The sequence below is a fragment of the Pseudomonas sp. GW822-FHT01E03 genome, assembly GCF_058802985.1.
Genome location: NZ_JBXAOQ010000001.1, coordinates 632,471 through 651,442, shown reverse-complemented (window position 1 = coordinate 651,442; position 18,972 = coordinate 632,471). Strand labels below are relative to the sequence as shown.

Sequence of the window (18,972 nt, the reverse complement as noted above, 5' to 3'; positions counted from 1 at the left end):
GCTAATAATTACAAGATGAGGAACCCTTCAAAATGAACGTCAAGATTTCCCACACTGCCGAAGTCCAGAAATTTCTCGAAGAGGCCAGCGGCCTGCTCAACGACGCCGGCAACCCACGGACCAAGGCATTGGTCTATCGCATCCTGCGTGATTCGGTGAACATCATCGAAGACCTGGCCGTGACCCCGGAAGAGTTCTGGAAAGCCGTCAACTACCTCAACGTGCTGGGCGCTCGCCAGGAAGCCGGGCTGGTGGTGGCCGGTCTCGGTCTGGAGCACTACCTCGACCTGCTGATGGACGCCGAAGACGAGCAGGCCGGCAAGTCCGGTGGCACCCCGCGCACCATCGAAGGCCCGCTGTACGTGGCGGGTGCGCCGCTGTCGCAAGGCGAAGCGCGTCTGGACGACGGCGTCGATCCGGGTGTGACCCTGTTCATGCAAGGCCGCGTGTTCAACACCGCTGGCGAACCCCTGGCCGGCGCCGTGGTGGATGTCTGGCACGCCAATACCGGTGGCACCTACTCGTATTTCGACACCACGCAATCGGAATTCAACCTGCGTCGCCGCATCGTGACCGACGCTGAAGGCCGCTATCGTTTCCGCAGCATCGTGCCGTCGGGCTATGGCTGCCCACCGGACGGTCCGACCCAGCAACTGCTCGATCAACTGGGTCGTCATGGCCAGCGTCCGGCGCACGTGCACTTCTTCATTTCCGCGCCGGATCATCGCCACCTGACCACCCAGATCAACCTCGACGGCGATCAGTACCTGCACGACGATTTCGCCTACGCCACCCGTGACGAACTGATCGCCAAAATCACCTTCAGCGACGATCAGCAGCGCGCGGCGGCCCATGGTGTGAGCGGTCGCTTTGCCGAAATCGACTTCGATTTCACCCTGCAGTCCTCGGCCCAGCCTGAAGAACAGCAGCGCCACGAGCGGGTTCGCGCACTGGAAGACTGATAGCACGACCCTGTGGGATCACCACTCTGTGGGAGCGAGCTTGCTCGCGATAGCGGTTTTACATTCAACATCCATGTTGACTGGCACTCCGTCATCGCGAGCAAGCTCGCTCCCACAAGGGTTTCGGCTAACTGTCTGGAAAATCTCAAGGGACTGATGCAGTGTTCTAGAATGCCCCGACGCAACCTATAACAACAACGAGAGTGACCCGATGATGCAAGCTCAACTGTTGAGTCAGCGCAGCAGAGTATTCGACCATGCCGACCCCTATGCGGTGTCGGGCTACGTCAATCAGCACGTCGGTAACCACTGCATTCTCATGCCCCGTGCCGGCAGCCCGCTGGCCAGTCTCGACCATCGCAAGTTCGCCAGCCTCGACCTGTGCCGCATCAGCTACGGTGCCAGTGTACGGGTGACGTCCGGTGCGCTGGACAGCATCTATCACCTGCAAGTGCTGCTGCGCGGCAATTGCCTGTGGCGTGGCCACGGCCAGGAGCATTACTTCGCTCCCGGCGAATTGCTGCTGATCAATCCTGACGATCCGGTGGACCTGACGTACTCCGCCGATTGCGAAAAATTCATCCTAAAAGTCCCGACCCGCTTGTTTGAATCGGTCTGCGATGAGCAGCGCTGGCGCTATCCGGGGCAGGGCGTGCGGTTTCTGGAAAACCGTTATCAGCTCGATGAACTGGAAGGCTTCGTCAACCTGTTGGCGATGATCTGCCAGGAGGCCGAATCCACCGAGCAGATCCCCAGGGTCCAGGAGCATTACACGCAGATCATCGTCAGCAAGATGCTCAGCTTGATGAAAACCAACGTCAGCCGCCTCGAACTGGGCTCGCAGACGGCCACGTTCGAGGCGATTGCCGACTACATCGCCAATAACCTCAAGCAGGACATCGACAGCGAAGAGCTGGCGCGCCAGGCCCACATGAGCCTGCGCTCGTTGTACGGATTGTTCGAGCGAAATGCCGGCCTTACGCCGAAAAACTATCTACGCCAGAAACGCCTGGAACGCATCAACGCCTGCCTCAGCGATCCAACCTGCAACGTGCGCAACGTCACCGAAGTGGCAATGGATTACGGCTTCCTGCACCTGGGCCGGTTCTCCGACAGCTACCGCAAGCAGTTCGGCGAATTGCCGTCCGATACCCTCAAGCGCCGGCATTGAACCTTCAAGTTTGATGTTGTCTGGTCTGGCCCCATCGCGAGCAAGCTCGCTCCCACATTGGATCGCGTTACCCCTGTGGGAGCGAGCTTGCTCGCGATGGGGGCGGTACATCCAGCATTTATGTTGCCTGACACAACGCTGACTCACTGCACAAAACGGATAAAGGTCTGCACTGCGCGGATATTCCAGCCTGACCCCCCGTCCTAGCATGACCCCTGCCTGAACAATAACAATGGAGGCGGCGGCCATGACCCTGCGACCCGAATATTTGCATTCCCTGCTTGAAGACGATCCCGAGCAAGGCCTCTATCGCTGCAAGCGCGAGATGTTCACCGACCCCCGGTTGTTCGATCTGGAGATGGAACACATCTTCGAAGGCAACTGGCTGTATCTGGCCCACGAAAGCCAGATCCCCAACATCAACGATTTCTACACCACTACCATGGGGCGCCAGTCGATCTTCATCGCGCGCAACAAGGACGGTGTGCTCAACGCCTTTATCAACGCCTGCAGCCATCGCGGCGCGACCCTGTGCCGACACAAGTCCGGCAACAAGAGCTCCTACACCTGCCCGTTCCACGGCTGGACTTTCAACAACTCCGGCAAGCTGCTCAAGGTCAAGGACCCGGCCAACGCCGGATACCCGTCGAGTTTCAACTGCGAAGGCTCCCACGACCTGACCAAGGTTGCGCGGTTCGAGTCCTATCGTGGCTTCCTGTTCGGCAGCCTGAAAGCTGATGTGCTGCCACTGGTCGAACACCTGGGCGAGTCGGCGAAGATCATCGACATGATCGTCGACCAGTCCGCCGATGGCCTGGAGGTGCTGCGTGGCTCCTCCAGCTACATCTACGAAGGCAACTGGAAACTCACCGCCGAGAACGGCGCCGATGGCTACCATGTCAGCTCCGTGCACTGGAACTACGCGGCCACCCAGAACCAGCGCAAGCAGCGCGAAGCCGGCGACACCAACCCGACCATGAGCGCCGGCAGCTGGGCCAAGCAGGGCGGCGGTTTCTATTCCTTCGACAAGGGCCACATGCTGCTCTGGACCCGTTGGGCCAACCCCGAGGACCGTCCACTGTACGAGCGCCGCGATGAGCTGGCGCAAGACTTCGGCAAGGCTCGCGCCGACTGGATGATCGAGAACTCGCGCAACCTGTGCCTGTACCCGAACGTGTACCTGATGGACCAGTTCAGCTCGCAGATCCGCATTGCCCGGCCGATCTCGGTCAACCGCACGGAAATCACCATCTACTGCATCGCCCCCAAAGGCGAGAGCGACCACGCCCGTTCGAGCCGGATTCGCCAGTACGAGGATTTCTTCAACGTCAGCGGCATGGCAACGCCCGACGATCTGGAAGAGTTCCGCTCCTGTCAGACCAGCTACCAGGGCAGCGTCACCACCTGGAACGACATGTCCCGTGGCGCTGAGCACTGGATTGAAGGTGCTGACGAGGCTGCAAAAGAAATCGACCTGCATCCGCTGCTCAGTGGCGTGCGCACCGAGGACGAAGGCCTGTTCGTGCTGCAACACAAGTACTGGCAGCAGACCATGCTCAAGGCATTGGCTGCCGAACAGTCGAAGCTGATCGCCGTGGAGGACGTGCAATGACCATTTCTTACGATGCCGTGCGCGATTTCCTCTACCGCGAGGCGCGCTACCTCGATGACCGCCAGTGGGACGAGTGGCTGGAGCTGTACGCCCCCGACGCGACATTCTGGATGCCGTCCTGGGACGACAACGACGAATTGACCGAAGACCCGCAGCGGGAAATCTCGCTGATCTGGTACGGCAACCGCACGGGCCTTGAAGACCGCGTCTTCCGCATCAAGACCGAGCGCTCCAGCGCCAGCGTGCCGGACACCCGCACCTCCCACAACATCAGCAACATCGAGCTGCTCGAACAGGCCGACGGACTGTGCAAGGTGCGCTTCAACTGGCACACCCTGAGTTTTCGCTACAAGACCGTCGACAGCTATTTCGGCAGCAGTTTCTACACCCTCGATGTTCGCGGTGAAAATCCGCTGATCAAGGCCAAGAAAGTGATTCTGAAGAACGATTACGTTCGCCAGGTCATCGATGTCTACCACTTGTGAGACTGCCGTCATGACCCATTCCATTGCGTTCAATTTTGAAGACGGCGTCACCCGGTTCATCGACGCCAACGTCGGCGAAACCGTGGCCGATGCCGCGTACCGCCAGGGCATCAACATCCCGCTGGACTGCCGCGACGGTGCTTGCGGTACCTGCAAGTGTTTTGCCGAAGCCGGCACCTACGATCTGGGCGAGGAGTACATCGAAGACGCCCTCAGCCCTGAAGAGGCCGCGCAGGGTTTTGTCCTGACCTGCCAGATGCGTGCCCAGAGCGATTGCGTGGTGCGCGTACCGACGTCCTCGCAGGTTTGCCGCACCCGTCAGGCCAATTACGACGCGACCATCAGTGCCGTGCGCCAACTGTCCGACAGCACCATCGCGCTGTCGATCAAGGGCGAATCCCTGAGCAAACTGGCGTTCCTGCCGGGGCAATACGTGAACCTGGGGATTCCCGGCAGCGAGCAGACCCGTGCCTATTCGTTCAGCTCGTTGCAGCGCGACGGTGAGGTCAGTTTCCTGATCCGCAACGTGCCGGGTGGCCTGATGAGCAGCTTCCTCACCGGCATGGCCAAGGCTGGCGACTGCATGAGCCTGGCCGGTCCTTTGGGCAGCTTCTACCTGCGCGACATCCGTCGGCCGTTGCTGCTGCTGGCCGGTGGCACCGGGCTGGCGCCGTTCACCGCGATGCTGGAGAAGATCGCCGAGCAGGGCAGCGATCACCCGCTGCATCTGATCTACGGCGTGACCCACGATTTCGACCTGGTGGAACTCGACCGTCTCGAAGCCTTTGCCGCGCGCATCCCCAACTTCACCTTCAGCGCCTGCGTCGCCAGCCCCGAGAGCCAACACCCGCTCAAGGGCTATGTGACCCAGCACATCGAGCCCAGGCATTTGAACGATGGCGACGTCGACGTCTACCTGTGCGGCCCGCCGCCGATGGTCGAAGCCGTCAGCCGGTACATTGGCGAGCAAGGCATCAAGCCGGCGAATTTCTACTACGAAAAATTTGCTGCCAGCGCGGCGTGAGTCGCAGGCGATTTCCCTTGCTTGGTAAATACCCCCTGTAGGAGCGAGCTTGCTCGCGATAGCGGTCTGGCAGTCCCCACGGTGTCGACTGGAAGGACCTCTTCGCGAGCAAGCTCGCTCCCACAGTTGAACGGCAACCTTCTTCATGAGGTACACATGAACAGATTTCACGAAAAAGTCGCCCTGATCACCGGTGCCGCCCAAGGTATCGGGCGGCGGGTGGCCGAGCGTATGGCCGCCGAAGGGGCGAAGCTGATCCTGGTGGATCGCTCCGACCTGGTGTTCGAAGTCCAGCAACAGTTGGCGCCAACCACCCAGGTACTGGCCCTGACCGCCGACCTTGAGCAATACGAGGAATGCAGTCGGGTGATGCAAACCGCCGTCGAGCGCTTCAGTCGCCTCGATGTGCTGGTCAATAACGTCGGCGGGACGATCTGGGCCAAGCCGTTCGAGCACTATGAAGCGTCACAGATCGAGGCCGAGGTTCGCCGTTCGCTGTTCCCGACCTTGTGGTGTTGCCATGCCGCGCTGCCGTTCATGTTGCAGCAGGGCAGCGGTGCAATCGTCAACGTTTCCTCCATCGCCACCCGCAGCCTCAACCGCGTGCCCTACGGTGCGGCAAAGGGTGGGGTCAATGCCTTGACCGCTTGTCTGGCGTTCGAAACCGCCGGTCGCGGCGTGCGAGTCAACGCCACGGCGCCTGGCGGCACCGAAGCACCGCCGCGACGCATACCCCGCAATGGTGCCGAGCAGAGTGAGCAGGAAAAACTCTGGTACCAGCAGATCGTCGACCAGACCCTCGACAGCAGTTTGATGAAACGCTACGGCACCCTGGATGAGCAGGCGGGGGCTATTCTGTTTCTGGCCAGCGACGACGCGTCCTATATCACCGGCATGGTCATGCCCGTGGGCGGAGGCGATCAGGGCTGAGGCGAACGACAGACAACCCCATCGGCAAACGGAGTCATGGTGATGAGTGATAAACCCACGATCGTGCTGGTCCATGGTTTTTGGGGCGGCGCTGCCCACTGGAACAAGGTCATCGTTAAATTGGTCAGCCGTGGTGACACGCGCATTCGTGCCGTCGAGTTGCCACTGACTTCGCTGGCCGATGATGCCGAGCGTACGCGCAAGATGGTCGCCCAGGTGCCCGGTCCGGTGCTGCTGGTGGGGCATTCCTATGGCGGCGCGGTGATCACCGAAGCGGGTGATTTGCCGAATGTGGTGGGCCTGGTGTACATCGCCGCGTTCGCACCGGACGCCGGTGAAAGCCCCGGAGGCATCACGCAAAGGCATCTGCCGGCGGCGGCGGCCAACCTGGCTCCCGACAGCGACGGATACCTGTGGGTCAAGCCTGAGCTCTACCACGAAAGCTTCTGTCAGGACCTGCCGGCGACCGAAGGGTTGGTCATGGGTATCACCCAGAAAGCGCCGCTGGCGAGTACCTTCGGTGACACTATTGGAACGGTGGCCTGGAAGAAAAAGCCATCGTGGTATCAGATTTCGACCGCAGACCGGATGATCGCGCCACAGAACCAGCAATGGATGGCGGAGCGGCTCAACGCCCGGGAGATCCTGACCTTGAATGCCAGCCACGCGTCATTGGCGTCGATGCCCGCCGAAGTGGCGGCCTTGATCGACAGGGCTGCGACGGCGTTGGCCAAAGGCTAGGGCCTACAAGCGGCGCACAAAGGTGCTGACAATACTGCGCATGGCGTCGCTGATGTTCAGGTTGTGTAGCGCATCAAGCGGGTGCCAGATGCAATCGGTGATTTCGTTCAGTGGCCGCAATTGCTCCAGATTCAGCACCGACACCTCGAATACGTGGTGTCGGGTGCCGCCCGATTCCAGTTCCAGCACGTAAATCAACTCGTCGACCCGCAGGCCGGTTTCCTCCAGCAGCTCGCGAACGGCGGCATCGGCTGCGCTTTCACCCTGTTCAAGCTTGCCGCCGGGCAGCGTCCAGCGTCCTCCTCGCTTGCGTACCAGCAGTACATGCCTTTCCTGCTCGAAGATGATCGTTGCGCGTACTTTCATTGATTACCTAATGGCCGGTTGAGATGGTGCAGGCATTGAAATGCAGCATTCGGGCCAGGGCCGATTGAGCACTTTACGAGTAATTCGAGGGGGCAATGCGAGGAAAAGTGCAATCGATTTCGGGAATTTCCATGGCGACGTCTGGTCGGTATTTTGGACAAGGGTGGGTGTAAGGTAGGCAAGTCAACCTGAGATCACTGCCCGAGAGGAGGTGACTATGAGCGTTCCGATGTTGAACAAGATGCACATGAATGGTTATGACGTACTCAGCGTGAACAACGGCCCCTGGCGGGTATGTACCCAGGGTGACCGACTTGGCTCGTTTGCCAGTCGGGAAGAAGCGCTGGCATTTGCCGCATCGCTGCCCGGCTACAGGGCACGTGCTGCCAGGCCAGCGGGAAAATGAAGCCCCCCTGTAGGAGAGAGCTTGCTCGCGATGGTCGCTAACGATAACGCGTGTTTCCTGGCTAAACCCGCCGCGCTTGAGTCCATCGCGAGCAAGCTCGCTCCTACAGCCTGCAAAATCCTTAAGGGCGCTAGTAGCCGCCGCCTCCGCTGGGGCGGGAGGGTTCCCGGGCCTTTTGCTGCGTGTGGCTCCACTCCGCGCAGGTCATGAAGCTCTTGTGGTCGACCATGCCGCGGCCGTCGAAACTGACGTTGTACGGCTGCTGATGGTCGGCATGAGTCAGTTTGTAGTCAAAGCACGTACCGGGTTCGACGCTACGATCGCTGACCGCCAGCGGCTGGCCGCCGATTTGCCGGACTTGCTCCTGGGTCATGCCGGTGTCGACTTTCGCGACCAGCGGCTGATCCTTGTAGATCGAGTTGGTGCTGCAGCCTGCCAACGCGGACAGTACGACGACCAGCGTGAATAGAGGTCTGTTCATGGCAGCGCTCCCGCTATTGAGCCTTGTTGCGGCTAATGACCTTGGCCTTCACTTCCTCGGCGTAGCCGGACAGTTTTTCTTCATCGCCCTGAAATAAAGAACACAGTCTTTGAACGGCTTGCGCGTCGACTTCGCTCCCGAGCAGGCGCAATTGCTGCTCGATGCGCAACAGCTCGACGGCCGACCAGCGCAAATCTGACGCAAGCCCTTGCAGATCGCGCCGAAGTTCTTGTTCCGATTTGTTAAGCCACATGATGACCTCCTGAACTTTGCACACCAAAATTTTAGACCTGTTTACCGCGCCGTATGTTGTGTTCGTCTGAGTCAGCGAGGTTTCCTTTGGTCGGGAAAACAACAGCGAACGAAAAAGTAAGCTGTCCTACTCAAATGCCGAATGTTCCTGCGGGGGCGACGTAAAATGACCACAACCGATGATTTCAGGGCCATGGCCCAGAAATTGATCGCTGACCTGGAGGCGGCGACCAACGAGACGATACAACTGATATCGGCCCATCAACTCAGCGGGCCGCAATGGGAGCAAGTCACACAACGCCAGCATGACGCCTGCGAAAGATGGATGGATTATCTGAATTCAAGGAACTAACCGGGGCAAGCGATATCAATGACAGTCGCTGAATCGTTGGGGATGGCTGTAGGGACGACGGCGAGCTACATTTTCTTATTTCAAATTAAAGGAAACAGCATGCGGATGTTGATGGGGGGAGTCGTGTTGGCATTGCTGGGCGGGTGCTCGTTGCCGGCTTCGTTGGTACCGGGTGAGCCGAATGTCAGCAAGCACAGCGAGAAGACGCCAAAAGAGTATGCGGCGTGCGTGTTGCCTGCCTGGCAAAAGGAAGTATCGAATACGACCCAGGTTTCGATATCCAACGGATTCCGCATCACCGCGCCCAGCGTGATCACGGCCGACGAAGTGCTGGATATCGTGAAGTACAAGGAAGGCAGCCGGGTTTCGCTGTATCAGGGGCCACCTTGGGCCAAGTCCGGCGACCTGCGCAAAATCGTGCGCGACTGTTTGTAAGCGCGGGAGGCTGAAAATCGGTCAGCGACCGATGTTCGCCTGAATCCAGAAAAAAACCGGATGCCTGGCGCGCATCCGGTTTTTTTTTGTGTGGATCAGTCTGAAAGGTTGGTCGTCGGAATGATTTGCTCACTGGCCTGGGCGGCACTTTTGCGTTCCCGGCGCTCGTTCATCCAGCTTTCCACTTTGACGCCGAACTCTGGCGGGGCCTTGCGCCCGAATTTCCTGGCGATGTCGAGGATGGTTTGTTGCGCGAGGGCCTCTTCCATGCGTTTTTGCGCAACCATCATCGCGCCATTGATCGCGCACAGACCCTCCAGTGCCCATTCAGGCGGGGCACCGTCAAACACGGCGCAACGACCACGGATCTCCCGACAATCGAAAATCGACTTGCGGCCGTCGATGGCATTGACGATATCCAGCAAGGTGATTTCGTCAGCGGGCCGGGCCAGCTTGAAGCCACCGCGCACGCCTTCGGTGGCGACCACCAGTTTGGACTTGGCCAGCTTGGTGAAGATTTTCGCCAGATAGTCCTGAGGGACGCCTTGCAGATCGGCAAGGTCGCGCACGCTCGCTTCGCGCGAGTCGCCGCCATTACCCACCAGAAAAAGCAGGCAGTGGATGCCGTATTCGACACCCGCGCTGTAAAGAGACATGCAAATCTCCGACTGAATTAGTCGCAAATTCTAACAGCCGAGAGCAAGCAAGGCAACGAATCCCTTCTCGTTGGATCTTTTTTCATGACAGCAAAACACTCCTGTGATGCGCTGAATACAGGGGGCTCAGGTCATGGGTCACGTTTTTCGGTGGCAGCCCTCGATAAAAACCTGTTGCGGGATTTAACTAGGATCAATATAGTCGTAGTTGCTCGGTCGCAGTGGCAGACGCTTATCTGGGTACAAGCCCGCGTCGGTCCTTAAACCGCTCAACGATTTTCAACACTTGGTCATTCCCCCCCAGGAGTCAAAAAATGAAACAGCACATTCTGGTGATCGGCGCAGGTTTCGGTGGCATGTGGACCGCATTGAGTGCCACGCGCCTGTTCGACATTCACGGCCACAACGATGTTGAAGTGACCGTGCTGGCGCCTCAGGCCGAACTCCGTGTGCGTCCGCGCTTCTACGAACCGAATGCCCATCAACTGGCCGCGCCGATTGGCGATCTGTTTGATGCTGTAGGGGTCAGGTTCATCAAGGGCGCGGCGCAGACCATCAACGTCGAGCAAAAGCAGGTCGGCTATGTCGATGCCGCAGGGGCCCGACAAGTCTGCAGCTACGACAAACTCGTTCTGGCTACCGGCAGTCGCCTGGCTTCGTCGAGCACTCCGGGCGTGGCCGAACATGCCTTCGATGTCGATCAGATCGAGCAGGCCGTTCGCCTGGAAAACCACCTCAAGGCGCTGGCCAGCCAGCCCGAAAGCAAGGCGCGCAACACGGTGGTGGTGGCCGGTGGCGGTTTCACCGGGATCGAAACGGCGACTGAAATGCCGACCCGTCTGCGGGCCATCTTCGGCGACCGTGCCGACATCAATGTGATCATCGTGGACCGCGGCGATAAAGTGGGCGGCTCGATGGGTGAGCAAATCGCCGAATCGATTGTTGAGGCCAGCGTGGCGACCGGCGTGCAATGGCACTTGAAAGCTTCGGTTGTGTCGGTCGATGCCGACGGCGTCACCCTGTCCGACGGGGCGCGCATCGATGCAAAAACCGTGGTCTGGACCACCGGCGTTCGCGCCAGCTCCCTGACCGAGCAGATTCCCGCCGAACGCGATCACCTGGGCCGACTGCATGTCGACGCGCACCTGAAAGTCATTGGCCAGAACGACATCTTCGCTACCGGCGACGTCGCCTATGCGGCCAGTGACGAGATCGGTAACTACGCCTTGATGACCTGTCAGCATGCTATTTCGCTGGGCCGCCATGCCGGCAACAATGTCGCCGCGCAGCTTCTCGGTGTCGACCCGACGCCGTACAGCCAGCCGAAATACGTGACCTGCCTCGACCTGGGCGCTTGGGGCGCGGTGTACACCGAGGGTTGGGATCGTCAGGTCAAGTTGGTCAAGCACGAAGCCAAGGCATTGAAGACTCAGATCAACACCCAGTGGATCTACCCACCGGCGGCTGATCGCGCCTCGGCGCTGGCTTCGGCGGATCCGATGATTCCCGTGGCCTGATTGATTCGAACGTCACGTCTGAATAAAAACATCCCGCTCGGGTTCGCCTGAGCGGGATTTTTTACGCGTTGATTGCTTGTGTGAAATTTACCGTGTATTTTTTCATGAAATTAAAAATACAAAATTTCACGAGGCCGTATGTTTCAGCAATCCACCCGGCATGTCGCCAGTTACTACGCCCATACCTGCGCCGATCGTCTGGTCAATCGAGCCGTACTGGAAGGTGAACAAGACACCGAAGTGCTGATCATCGGGGCCGGATTCAGTGGATTGCACACGGCTTTGCGTCTGGCGCTGGCCGGCAAGCGCGTGACCTTGCTCGAAGCCAGCCGGGTGGCCTGGGCCGCGTCCGGGCGTAATGGCGGTCAGGCGATTCTCGGCTGGTCGTGCGACATGCCACCGCTGGAAGCGGCGCTGGGTTACGAACGGGCGCGGCGCCTGTGGGACGGCATGCGCTGGGCCGCGCGCGAGCTGCGTGACTTGCCCGGCCGCCATGAGTTCGATTGCGACTACCGCGCCGGTCATCTCTGGACCTCGGTGATGCCCCGTCGGGTAGGCCTGCTGACCGAGTGGCAACACGAGGCGAGCCACAAGTGGGGCCACGACAAACTGCAATTTATCGAGCGCAGCGATTTGCCGCAGTGGGTTGCCAGCGAGCGTTATCAGGCCGGCCTGTTCGATCCCGAGGGCGGGCATTTGAATCCGCTGAAACTGGCCCTGGGCCTTGCGGATGCGATCGAGCGGGCCGGTGGCCGCATCCACGAGCAAAGCAAGGCGCTGAGCTATGCCGAGGAGGGCGACGGGTTTGTGGTGACCACCGAGCGCGGTCGTATTCGCGCCGATGTGCTGGTGCTGGCGTGCAACGCTTACCTCGATCGACTCGACCCGCAACTGGCCAGTTGCGTGTTGCCGGTCGGGACCTATCAGGTCGCGACCGTGCCGCTGACGAAGGAGTTAGCCACCGCGCTGTTGCCGAGCAATGTGTGCGTGACCGACAACCAGTTCGTGCTCGATTATTTCCGCCGCACCCCGGATAACCGCCTGCTGTTCGGCGGCGGTTGCACTTACCTGGGCGGCATGCCCAAGGACATCGCCGCCGCGACCCGGCCGTTCCTGGAGCGCGTGTTCCCGCAACTCACCGGCGTCGACCTGGAGTTTGCCTGGGGTGGCCACATCGACCTGACCCTCAAGCGCACACCGGATATCGGCCGCCGTGGCGATCTGTACTGGATGCAGGGGTATTCCGGGCATGGCGTGCTGCCGACACTGGCCGCGGCGAGGGCGGTGTCCGACGCGGTACTCGGTCAGCCCGACGAGTTGTCCCTGTACCAGGGCCTGAACAACGGCAGTTTTCCCGGCGGCAAATACCTGGCCGCGCCGCTGGAAGCCATCGGCAAGGCCTGGTATCGACTGCGCGACAGCATTTGAAGCGACACTTTCTGGAAGCCTCTAGATGGACATGCAAGAAGAAATCTCGGCGCTGGCGATCCTGATCCAGGACCTGCGCAAACACAAGAAGTACACCCTGAAGGAACTGGCGGACAAAATCGGCCGCTCCGTGGGTTTTCTGTCCCAGGTCGAGCGCGGCCTGTCGCGCCCGACGGTGGCGGACCTGACCGCCATCAGCGAAACCCTGGGGGTGCCGACCACCTATTTCTACAGCCTGCCCAAACCCATGGCCTTGTCCTGGGTCACTCGCCCGGACGAGCGCCGCACGCTGTACTACGCCGACGGCATCACCGACATCCTCGTTTCGCCGAAAATGCGCGCGTCGTTCTCGATGCTCGAAAGCCAGCTCGAACCCGGTGCCAGCAGCGGTGACCGGCACATGAAGGACAGCTCCGAGCAGGGCGGTTATGTCCTGGAAGGGGAACTGACCCTGTGGCTCGACGACAACGAACCGGTGACCCTGCACCCCGGCGACAGCTTTCAACTGGCCAGCCATGCGCACTGCCGCTACGGCAACCTGTCCGACCAACTGACCCGCGTGCTTTGGGTTTACACCTGATAACAACAAGGAACAAAACAATGGATGCTGTGTGCTCTGAACTGCTGGCCGAGGTTCGCAACTTCCGCCACTGCAACCCTGAAGTGCGTTACGTCGACCTGATCTCCCTGGACATTCCGGGGCATTTCTACGGCAAGCGCTACCCGATCGAGATGCTGGAAAAAGTCGCTGCCGGCAGTGCATTGAAGCTGCCGCAGAACTGCGTGCTGCTCGGCACCCAGGGTGGGCTGTTCAAGATCGGCGATTACTGCTTCAACGATGGTGACCCGGACGCGCTGCGCCGTTTGGTGCCCGGCACGCTGAAGCTGGTGAGCTGGGAAAAGCAGCCCTTGGGCCAGATGCTGATCACCTCCGACGGCACCGAAAAACCCATCGAGTTCGAACCCCGTGAAGTGCTGGCGCGGGTGCTGGACCGTCTGCACCGCAAAGGCATTTTCCCGGTGGTGGCCTTCGAGCTGGAGTTTTACCTGTTCGACAGCCGCTTGAAGGACGGCTTGCCGCAATTTCCCCGTGATGAGTTGACCGGCGATGCCGACGATCAGCCAAACATGCACATCGAACGCTTGTCGCGCTTCGCCCCGGTGCTCGATGAAATGGTCGAGACGGCACGAGCCCAGGGCGTCGATGCCACGGTGATCACCGCCGAGCTCGGCCCGGGCCAGTTCGAAATCAACTTCGGCCATTGCGATGACGGCCTGCGCGCCGCCGACTGGGCGGCCCTGTTCTGCCGCAGCACCCGGGGTGTGGCGCTCAAGCACAACTACCGCGCCAGCTTCATGGCCAAACCCTACTTGCAACACCCCGGCAGCGGCATGCACGTGCATGTCAGCCTGTATGACCAGGCCGGCAACAACCTGTTGGCGGCGAATGGGCAGCGGGCGCTGCGCCATGCGGTGGCCGGTTGCCTGGATGTGTTGCCGCACTGCATGCCGATTTTTGCCCCGAACCACAATGCCATGCGCCGCCTGAGCGGCACGGTGAACGTCGCGTCCCGTGCCAGTTGGGGCTTCGAGGATCGCGATGCCTGCTTGCGTATTCCGGAGTCGGACATCAAGAACCTGCGCATTGAACATCGTCTGGCCGGCGCCGATGCCAACCCTTATCTGGCGTTGGCGGCGATTCTGGTGGGGTTGGAGCAAGGCCTGGAAGGGGAGCGCGAGCCGATTGCACCGCTCAACGAAGACCGCGGCAGTGGCATCGATTTTCCGCTGGAAATGCTCGAAGCGGTGCGGTCCATGCAACATCATGCAGCGCTGCGCGAAGGCTTGGGGGCAGAGTTTGTGGACGTCTATTGCGAGAACAAACGTCAGGATCATCTGGCATTTCTGCATGACATCAGCGCGCGGGAGTATCGCTGGTTCCTGTAGTCGGCCTTAGAAAATATGTGGATATTTAATGGGTTAGAGCGTTTAGTAACTGGATAGTGAATAAAAATATCTTGTTACAGGCCGAAATATTCCGTAATATCCGCGCCGCGTTCACCACCACGGTTTATGCATTTTTAAATCCCAGGCGTCCATCAGCTGCCTGGGATTTTTTTTGCCTGAAATTCCGTGTGCATGGCGAAGATCAAAAGATCCCAGGCTGCGCCAGCTCCCGCAAGGAGTACGCCTGACCCTTGTAGGAGCTGGCTTGCCAACGAAGGCGGCTCGGAAGCTAATTGTTTTCCGGGCCCATACCCGTATCTGCGGTCATGGCATTCAGAGTTTCGGCCTCATCGTCGTGACGAAATCACCGCGTTACTTAGGACATGACCGGGGCTCCGGCAAATGCAGCGGGGTCTTGATCGGGTATTCCGGGCTGCCGTAGGCGTAGCAAGAAGTGGTGACCTGGAGCTCGTCGCAGGGCAGGAAGTGCACGGTGAGGCCGCAGGTTTTTTGGCCGGTGTAGTCTGGGATGGGGACGAGTTTGCTGTGTTTGCGCTTTTGTTCATCAACTTTACTAACCCAAGCCAAATACTTGGGCCAGTCGCCAAAACCCGGAAACTCATCAGCGAGTTCACTTACTGCGCTAGCTCCGGTTTCCCAATCAATACGCACCGTCATCCCTGGCTGCCAGCGCGTAGGTGCGACGTAGCAGCACCCTCCACCCCCGCCTTGGTAGGCGCCAATAATGTCAATTCCCGACCGCCCATCAACGCTGAAGCGATTGATGGCCCAGTGGGTGTGATTGATGGCCTCGAGAGAACTGGCCTCGGCGCTTTGCAGGAGCACGGCCGCCATCAGGCCCGCTAGAGCCCGGATCCGTAGGCGACACGCATTGCGATGGGACATGGGGTTTGTTCCTTTTACCGAGTGCCGAACCACCGAGTCAGGCCTGTGCATCGCCTGCCTCGCCGACTTTGCTGTAAAAGTCCTCCCAGATGGCGTCGATGGCCTGGTGGACCTCAGCCAGGCGTTGGGCATCCATGACGGGAGGTCGGGCCGCCACGCCAGGTGCATAGGCTGGCAATGGCGTGCCGCTCGCCAGCATTGCCGCCTGCGTTTCGGGATTGAGTGCCAGCTCCCTGCGGCTGGCTTCACCAAAGAACACCATGCGCTCACGAAAATAGCTGCCCAGCGGTTCGCGCCCGAACGAATAAAGGAACCAGGCGCGGGAGTCGTGGACATGATCATCGAACAGCGCACGCAGCAGACCCGCCGGCTGGTTGGCGTTGCGGCTCTCGTCGACATTGCCACGGTTCTTTTCGTCCCAGTGATTGCGTTCGCGCTCCGGAGGGGGAAACAACTCGCTGACCCTGGCTCTACCGGCGGCCTTCATCTGCCGGCATTCGACCCGCGCATCGGCGGTGATGATGCGCATTACGACTGCTGGCGGAGCGTTGGCCGGTAATACTTGGCTCAGACTGGAGGCCAGGTGATCGGGGTCGTGGTAGTTCGTACGGAACTCCTCGGCCGCTTCGCGCAATTGGGTTCTTGCAAGGTCCGGGTCGAAATCCGGGACTCCGGGCTTCCGGGGCGTTTTTGGCGTGCGCCCGTCGCGTTCGCGGGCGCGTTGTTGGAGGCGGTTTTTTTCAATCTCCGCCTGGGCTTTTTTACGCTGGGTCTCGGCGGTGGCTCGTGTGTCGGGATCTGCGTGGGTGTCGCTCGCGTCGAGATAGAAAGCGGTCTTTCTCAGGCTGGCAAAGGCATAGCGGTCGATGCGCCAGGCAGTGATCCAGCCGAGTTGTTCGCGTACGGCCTGTTCTAACGTGGTGTTGGATGGTAGCGGTTGGTAGCGTTCTGTCTGTTCGGTGGGTAGTGGCTGGGAAACAGGGGGGAACCCCAGAGTCATTTGGCGCCAGGCGTTGAAGCGAATCACCAAGTCTGGAGCAACGGCAAACTCTCTTTCGCCGTCAAGATCCATCATCCTCCAAACTTGATCGTTCATCTCAACTGGCAATACAGCCTTAGGTACTTTCATGGGGGCACCGTGAGCAAAGGCGTCAGCGTACAAATCGTTCAGAGCGATCTGTGAGAGCAAGAGACCATCTGCTACCCGTGAATCCGAGCTGTTTGCCTTACCTTGATCACCAGGCGGATACCCACCCCCTTGATCAGAATGCACACCCGGATAGAGCACTTCCTCACTATTGACCGGGTACGTACCGCTCTCACGACGAATCGATTCCAACGGAAAACACAATCGCTGCTCGTGGCTGGCCACCAGATGCAAACAGCGCTTGACCAGTCCGCCACCGGGTAACTCCTGATTGCCATCGGCCCAGCTCATATGACCGTTCGCGCCCGGCACGATATCGGCGAAGCCCACCGAGGCCACGGTGTCCAGCAGCCCCAGATACTCCACGCTGACGGGGAGCTCCAAGTCGCCCAGTTTCAGCGCTGGCGTATAACGCATCAGCTCATTCAACCAACTGACAAAGGCCCGCGCCGCCGCCGCGCCGCGAGAAAAGCCATAGACAAACAGCTTGATACCCAACAGCTTGGACAGACCGGGCTGCGGCTGACTCAGGGCGATATGCAAGGGTTTTTCAATGGCCTTGAGCTGCTTGCGAAACTCGCGGCGACGGTTAGTCTGCGCCGTCGCCCACTCCATGCCCGGTACGGTGCCCATGGCCTTGACCGCCGCCAGCAGACTGGCGTCGTCCAGCCGTGGCTGGCCCAGCGCACGGCGCAGGGCGTCGATGATCATCAGCAGGCCCCAGTTGATCCGCTCCTCGCCGTACCAGGCGCCGGCCAGCCCCAGCGTGGTGTAATCCAGATCACCGACTTCCGCAAAAGGCGTCCCCACACCGGGCATGTAGTACTTGAAATACTCGCCATAGCCCGTACCCGCGGCATCGGTCAGGCGCTGAGCCCTGGCGTTGTGCGCAGTGCCGCCGGCATGCCCGTCGCCGATGGTTGCGCGGAACAAACGGGCAATATTGGTCGGGTGGGGCGGAGTGGATTCGTACAGGTCATTGTTGAGGTTATTGCCGGTGCCGTCGAAGAACAGGCTGATGTGCAGAGACTTGCAGCATGGCAGCAGCACACGGCGACCGGCGGCCAGGCACAGGGCATCATGGTAGTCCCGCTCCTGCTGGCGCTGGCGATGGAGGTTAAGCTGAACCTGATGCGCCCGACGGGGCAAGCGACCCTCCAGCGGAAATGGCGGCGGATAGCAGACGCGGGCATGTTTCACTTCGGACATGATTGAGGCTCCGGCAAGTGCAATGGGGTGTTGATCGGGTAGTCGGGGCTGCCGTAGGCGTAACAGGAGGTGGTGACCTGGAGGTCATTGCAGGGCAGGAAGTGCACGGTGAGGCCGCAGGTTTTTTGGCCGGTGTAGTCGGGGACTGGCACGACTTTGGTGTGCTTGCGTTTTTGAGTCCTTATTTGTTCTGCCCAAGCGTCGTATTTAGCTTCATCGGCAAAACCGGGGAAACCGTCGGGATAGGCCACCCCAGTCTCCCACTCAACCCGCACCGTCATCCCCGGTTTCCAGCGCGACGGCGCGCTGTAACAACACCCCCCACCCCCGCCCTGATATGGCCCGATAATGTCGATTCCCGAACGACCCTCAACGCTGAATCGATTGATGGCCCAGTGGGTGTGATTGACTGCTTCAAGGGTCCCAGCCTGGGTGCTTTGGGCGAACAAAGTACCGACTAGAACGCAGAACAAGGACAGCGGATACGTAGCGAATGGCAATCTCGGCATAGGCCGTTTGACGTGATGGGTGAAGGGATGACCAAGGCGTTTGCTGCCGTGGAACGCGAAGACATCGAGACCATAGTCAAGGTTACGGCCCCAGCGTTTGAGGCGGCTGTCATCGAAGAAGGTGGACAGTTGTGGGAGCATGATCAGGCCTTCCTGGTCTGAATGGGGGCGAGCAGGAAGGGCTGCGTTTGCGCCCCGGTCCTGGGGCTGCATAGCTTTGGCGAAGTTGATTTAGTTACAAATAGGACATTTCCGTGTGCTTTGTAGGATGCATCCGGTAATTAGCCTGCTACGTTGTTGCAGGCTTAACGCCTAAGGATTTGCGCGTCTTCCAGATCCCTCCCTCGATGATCAGTCGAGAACTATCGCTCCTGACGGAGCGATAGTCGAAAAACAAGGCGTTGCCGCAGGCTGCGATCTTTTTCTATCACCCGTT

At 59.9% G+C, this 18,972-nt stretch carries 22 protein-coding genes; 15 read left to right on the top strand and 7 right to left on the bottom strand.

Annotated elements, in window-relative coordinates:
• The first annotated feature begins 32 nt into the window (after window positions 1-32).
• From catA to AC1RP7_RS02900, 7 genes are all read left to right on the top strand, one after another.
• Complete coding sequence (catA, locus tag AC1RP7_RS02930) at window positions 33-962, top strand: catechol 1,2-dioxygenase (RefSeq protein WP_057715471.1); 930 nt, start codon at window positions 33-35, stop codon at window positions 960-962.
• A 211-nt stretch (window positions 963-1,173) separates the two neighbouring features.
• Window positions 1,174-2,133 (top strand): AraC family transcriptional regulator, encoded by a 960-nt coding sequence (locus tag AC1RP7_RS02925; RefSeq protein WP_057715470.1) that lies wholly within the window; start codon window positions 1,174-1,176, stop codon window positions 2,131-2,133.
• Between the two features lie 247 nt (window positions 2,134-2,380).
• Window positions 2,381-3,745: a benzoate 1,2-dioxygenase large subunit gene (gene benA / locus AC1RP7_RS02920; protein WP_057715469.1), complete on the top strand. Its 1,365-nt coding sequence runs from the start codon at window positions 2,381-2,383 to the stop codon at window positions 3,743-3,745.
• Window positions 3,742-4,230, top strand: a complete 489-nt coding sequence (gene benB, locus AC1RP7_RS02915; RefSeq protein ID WP_057715468.1) for a benzoate 1,2-dioxygenase small subunit — start codon at window positions 3,742-3,744, stop codon at window positions 4,228-4,230. The genes benA and benB overlap by 4 nt, the downstream gene beginning before the upstream one ends.
• A gap of 10 nt (window positions 4,231-4,240) precedes the next feature.
• Window positions 4,241-5,254 carry a benzoate 1,2-dioxygenase electron transfer component BenC gene (gene benC / locus AC1RP7_RS02910; RefSeq protein WP_493182489.1) on the top strand — a complete coding sequence of 338 codons (1,014 nt, stop codon included), beginning with the start codon at window positions 4,241-4,243 and terminating at the stop codon, window positions 5,252-5,254.
• 156 nt (window positions 5,255-5,410) lie between these two features.
• A complete protein-coding gene (locus AC1RP7_RS02905) occupies window positions 5,411-6,184 on the top strand; it encodes a 1,6-dihydroxycyclohexa-2,4-diene-1-carboxylate dehydrogenase (protein ID WP_090454739.1) in 774 nt (257 codons plus the stop codon).
• A 42-nt stretch (window positions 6,185-6,226) separates the two neighbouring features.
• The gene (locus AC1RP7_RS02900; RefSeq protein WP_218498326.1) at window positions 6,227-6,925 is read left to right on the top strand and encodes an alpha/beta hydrolase; all 699 of its coding nucleotides are present in this window, start codon (window positions 6,227-6,229) and stop codon (window positions 6,923-6,925) included.
• A 3-nt stretch (window positions 6,926-6,928) separates the two neighbouring features.
• Here the strand turns inward: AC1RP7_RS02900 and AC1RP7_RS02895 are convergent, their stop codons facing one another.
• The gene (locus tag AC1RP7_RS02895) at window positions 6,929-7,291 is read right to left on the bottom strand and encodes an NUDIX hydrolase (RefSeq protein WP_493182487.1); all 363 of its coding nucleotides are present in this window, start codon (window positions 7,289-7,291) and stop codon (window positions 6,929-6,931) included.
• A gap of 217 nt (window positions 7,292-7,508) precedes the next feature.
• Here AC1RP7_RS02895 and AC1RP7_RS02890 point away from each other — a divergent pair, with 217 nt between their 5' ends.
• Window positions 7,509-7,697 (top strand): SPOR domain-containing protein, encoded by a 189-nt coding sequence (locus tag AC1RP7_RS02890; RefSeq protein ID WP_057715463.1) that lies wholly within the window; start codon window positions 7,509-7,511, stop codon window positions 7,695-7,697.
• A gap of 130 nt (window positions 7,698-7,827) precedes the next feature.
• On the opposite strand, the gene osmE is transcribed toward AC1RP7_RS02890, so the two are convergent.
• Together osmE and AC1RP7_RS02880 are read right to left on the bottom strand one after the other, a co-directional pair.
• The gene (gene osmE / locus AC1RP7_RS02885) at window positions 7,828-8,178 is read right to left on the bottom strand and encodes an osmotically-inducible lipoprotein OsmE (protein ID WP_492588037.1); all 351 of its coding nucleotides are present in this window, start codon (window positions 8,176-8,178) and stop codon (window positions 7,828-7,830) included.
• Window positions 8,179-8,191: 13 nt separating this feature from the next.
• Window positions 8,192-8,431 carry a hypothetical protein gene (locus AC1RP7_RS02880; RefSeq protein ID WP_057715461.1) on the bottom strand — a complete coding sequence of 80 codons (240 nt, stop codon included), beginning with the start codon at window positions 8,429-8,431 and terminating at the stop codon, window positions 8,192-8,194.
• A gap of 165 nt (window positions 8,432-8,596) precedes the next feature.
• Between AC1RP7_RS02880 and AC1RP7_RS02875 the strand changes: the two genes are divergently transcribed.
• Together AC1RP7_RS02875 and AC1RP7_RS02870 are read left to right on the top strand one after the other, a co-directional pair.
• Entirely contained in the window at window positions 8,597-8,782 is a 186-nt protein-coding gene (locus tag AC1RP7_RS02875; RefSeq protein WP_493182485.1) for a hypothetical protein, read from the top strand.
• A 99-nt stretch (window positions 8,783-8,881) separates the two neighbouring features.
• A complete protein-coding gene (locus tag AC1RP7_RS02870; protein ID WP_057715459.1) occupies window positions 8,882-9,217 on the top strand; it encodes a hypothetical protein in 336 nt (111 codons plus the stop codon).
• A 95-nt stretch (window positions 9,218-9,312) separates the two neighbouring features.
• Here AC1RP7_RS02870 and AC1RP7_RS02865 read toward each other — a convergent pair whose 3' ends face one another.
• On the bottom strand, window positions 9,313-9,873 hold the full coding sequence (locus tag AC1RP7_RS02865) for an RrF2 family transcriptional regulator (protein WP_057715458.1): 561 nt from the start codon (window positions 9,871-9,873) through the stop codon (window positions 9,313-9,315).
• 314 nt (window positions 9,874-10,187) lie between these two features.
• On the opposite strand from AC1RP7_RS02865, the gene AC1RP7_RS02860 reads away from it, so the two are divergent.
• From AC1RP7_RS02860 to AC1RP7_RS02840, 5 genes are all read left to right on the top strand, one after another.
• Window positions 10,188-11,390, top strand: coding sequence for an NAD(P)/FAD-dependent oxidoreductase (locus tag AC1RP7_RS02860; protein ID WP_489847611.1), 1,203 nt, complete (start codon window positions 10,188-10,190; stop codon window positions 11,388-11,390).
• Window positions 11,391-11,528: 138 nt separating this feature from the next.
• Window positions 11,529-12,818, top strand: a complete 1,290-nt coding sequence (locus tag AC1RP7_RS02855; protein ID WP_493182483.1) for an NAD(P)/FAD-dependent oxidoreductase — start codon at window positions 11,529-11,531, stop codon at window positions 12,816-12,818.
• 25 nt (window positions 12,819-12,843) lie between these two features.
• Window positions 12,844-13,398, top strand: coding sequence for a helix-turn-helix domain-containing protein (locus AC1RP7_RS02850; RefSeq protein ID WP_008000492.1), 555 nt, complete (start codon window positions 12,844-12,846; stop codon window positions 13,396-13,398).
• Window positions 13,399-13,418: 20 nt separating this feature from the next.
• Window positions 13,419-14,765, top strand: a complete 1,347-nt coding sequence (locus AC1RP7_RS02845; protein WP_493182481.1) for a glutamine synthetase family protein — start codon at window positions 13,419-13,421, stop codon at window positions 14,763-14,765.
• 56 nt (window positions 14,766-14,821) lie between these two features.
• On the top strand, window positions 14,822-15,013 hold the full coding sequence (locus AC1RP7_RS02840; RefSeq protein ID WP_493182480.1) for a hypothetical protein: 192 nt from the start codon (window positions 14,822-14,824) through the stop codon (window positions 15,011-15,013).
• 124 nt (window positions 15,014-15,137) lie between these two features.
• Here the strand turns inward: AC1RP7_RS02840 and tli1a (AC1RP7_RS02835) are convergent, their stop codons facing one another.
• The 3 genes from tli1a (AC1RP7_RS02835) to tli1a (AC1RP7_RS02825) all read right to left on the bottom strand — a co-directional run bounded on the left by tli1a (AC1RP7_RS02835) (window position 15,138) and on the right by tli1a (AC1RP7_RS02825) (window position 18,536).
• Window positions 15,138-15,620: a Tli1a family immunity protein gene (tli1a, locus tag AC1RP7_RS02835; protein ID WP_493182539.1), complete on the bottom strand. Its 483-nt coding sequence runs from the start codon at window positions 15,618-15,620 to the stop codon at window positions 15,138-15,140.
• 88 nt (window positions 15,621-15,708) lie between these two features.
• Entirely contained in the window at window positions 15,709-18,027 is a 2,319-nt protein-coding gene (locus AC1RP7_RS02830) for a T6SS phospholipase effector Tle1-like catalytic domain-containing protein (RefSeq protein WP_493182479.1), read from the bottom strand.
• A complete protein-coding gene (gene tli1a, locus AC1RP7_RS02825) occupies window positions 18,015-18,536 on the bottom strand; it encodes a Tli1a family immunity protein (protein ID WP_340315831.1) in 522 nt (173 codons plus the stop codon). Before tli1a (AC1RP7_RS02825) ends, AC1RP7_RS02830 begins: the two co-directional genes overlap by 13 nt.
• Window positions 18,537-18,972 lie beyond the last annotated feature (436 nt).

Excerpts from the sequence above, each read along its gene's own strand:
- catA (WP_057715471.1), top strand. The coding sequence starts at position 33 with ATGAACGTCAAGATTTCCCACACTGCCGAAGTCCAGAAATTTCTCGAA.
- AC1RP7_RS02925 (WP_057715470.1), top strand. The coding sequence starts at position 1,174 with ATGATGCAAGCTCAACTGTTGAGTCAGCGCAGCAGAGTATTCGACCAT.
- benA (WP_057715469.1), top strand. The coding sequence starts at position 2,381 with ATGACCCTGCGACCCGAATATTTGCATTCCCTGCTTGAAGACGATCCC.
- benB (WP_057715468.1), top strand. The coding sequence starts at position 3,742 with ATGACCATTTCTTACGATGCCGTGCGCGATTTCCTCTACCGCGAGGCG.
- benC (WP_493182489.1), top strand. The coding sequence starts at position 4,241 with ATGACCCATTCCATTGCGTTCAATTTTGAAGACGGCGTCACCCGGTTC.
- AC1RP7_RS02905 (WP_090454739.1), top strand. The coding sequence starts at position 5,411 with ATGAACAGATTTCACGAAAAAGTCGCCCTGATCACCGGTGCCGCCCAA.
- AC1RP7_RS02900 (WP_218498326.1), top strand. The coding sequence starts at position 6,227 with ATGAGTGATAAACCCACGATCGTGCTGGTCCATGGTTTTTGGGGCGGC.
- AC1RP7_RS02895 (WP_493182487.1), bottom strand. The coding sequence starts at position 7,291 with ATGAAAGTACGCGCAACGATCATCTTCGAGCAGGAAAGGCATGTACTG.
- AC1RP7_RS02890 (WP_057715463.1), top strand. The coding sequence starts at position 7,509 with ATGAGCGTTCCGATGTTGAACAAGATGCACATGAATGGTTATGACGTA.
- osmE (WP_492588037.1), bottom strand. The coding sequence starts at position 8,178 with ATGAACAGACCTCTATTCACGCTGGTCGTCGTACTGTCCGCGTTGGCA.
- AC1RP7_RS02880 (WP_057715461.1), bottom strand. The coding sequence starts at position 8,431 with ATGTGGCTTAACAAATCGGAACAAGAACTTCGGCGCGATCTGCAAGGG.
- AC1RP7_RS02875 (WP_493182485.1), top strand. The coding sequence starts at position 8,597 with ATGACCACAACCGATGATTTCAGGGCCATGGCCCAGAAATTGATCGCT.
- AC1RP7_RS02870 (WP_057715459.1), top strand. The coding sequence starts at position 8,882 with ATGCGGATGTTGATGGGGGGAGTCGTGTTGGCATTGCTGGGCGGGTGC.
- AC1RP7_RS02865 (WP_057715458.1), bottom strand. The coding sequence starts at position 9,873 with ATGTCTCTTTACAGCGCGGGTGTCGAATACGGCATCCACTGCCTGCTT.
- AC1RP7_RS02860 (WP_489847611.1), top strand. The coding sequence starts at position 10,188 with ATGAAACAGCACATTCTGGTGATCGGCGCAGGTTTCGGTGGCATGTGG.
- AC1RP7_RS02855 (WP_493182483.1), top strand. The coding sequence starts at position 11,529 with ATGTTTCAGCAATCCACCCGGCATGTCGCCAGTTACTACGCCCATACC.
- AC1RP7_RS02850 (WP_008000492.1), top strand. The coding sequence starts at position 12,844 with ATGGACATGCAAGAAGAAATCTCGGCGCTGGCGATCCTGATCCAGGAC.
- AC1RP7_RS02845 (WP_493182481.1), top strand. The coding sequence starts at position 13,419 with ATGGATGCTGTGTGCTCTGAACTGCTGGCCGAGGTTCGCAACTTCCGC.
- tli1a (WP_493182539.1), bottom strand. The coding sequence starts at position 15,620 with ATGGCGGCCGTGCTCCTGCAAAGCGCCGAGGCCAGTTCTCTCGAGGCC.
- AC1RP7_RS02830 (WP_493182479.1), bottom strand. The coding sequence starts at position 18,027 with ATGTCCGAAGTGAAACATGCCCGCGTCTGCTATCCGCCGCCATTTCCG.
- tli1a (WP_340315831.1), bottom strand. The coding sequence starts at position 18,536 with ATGCCGAGATTGCCATTCGCTACGTATCCGCTGTCCTTGTTCTGCGTT.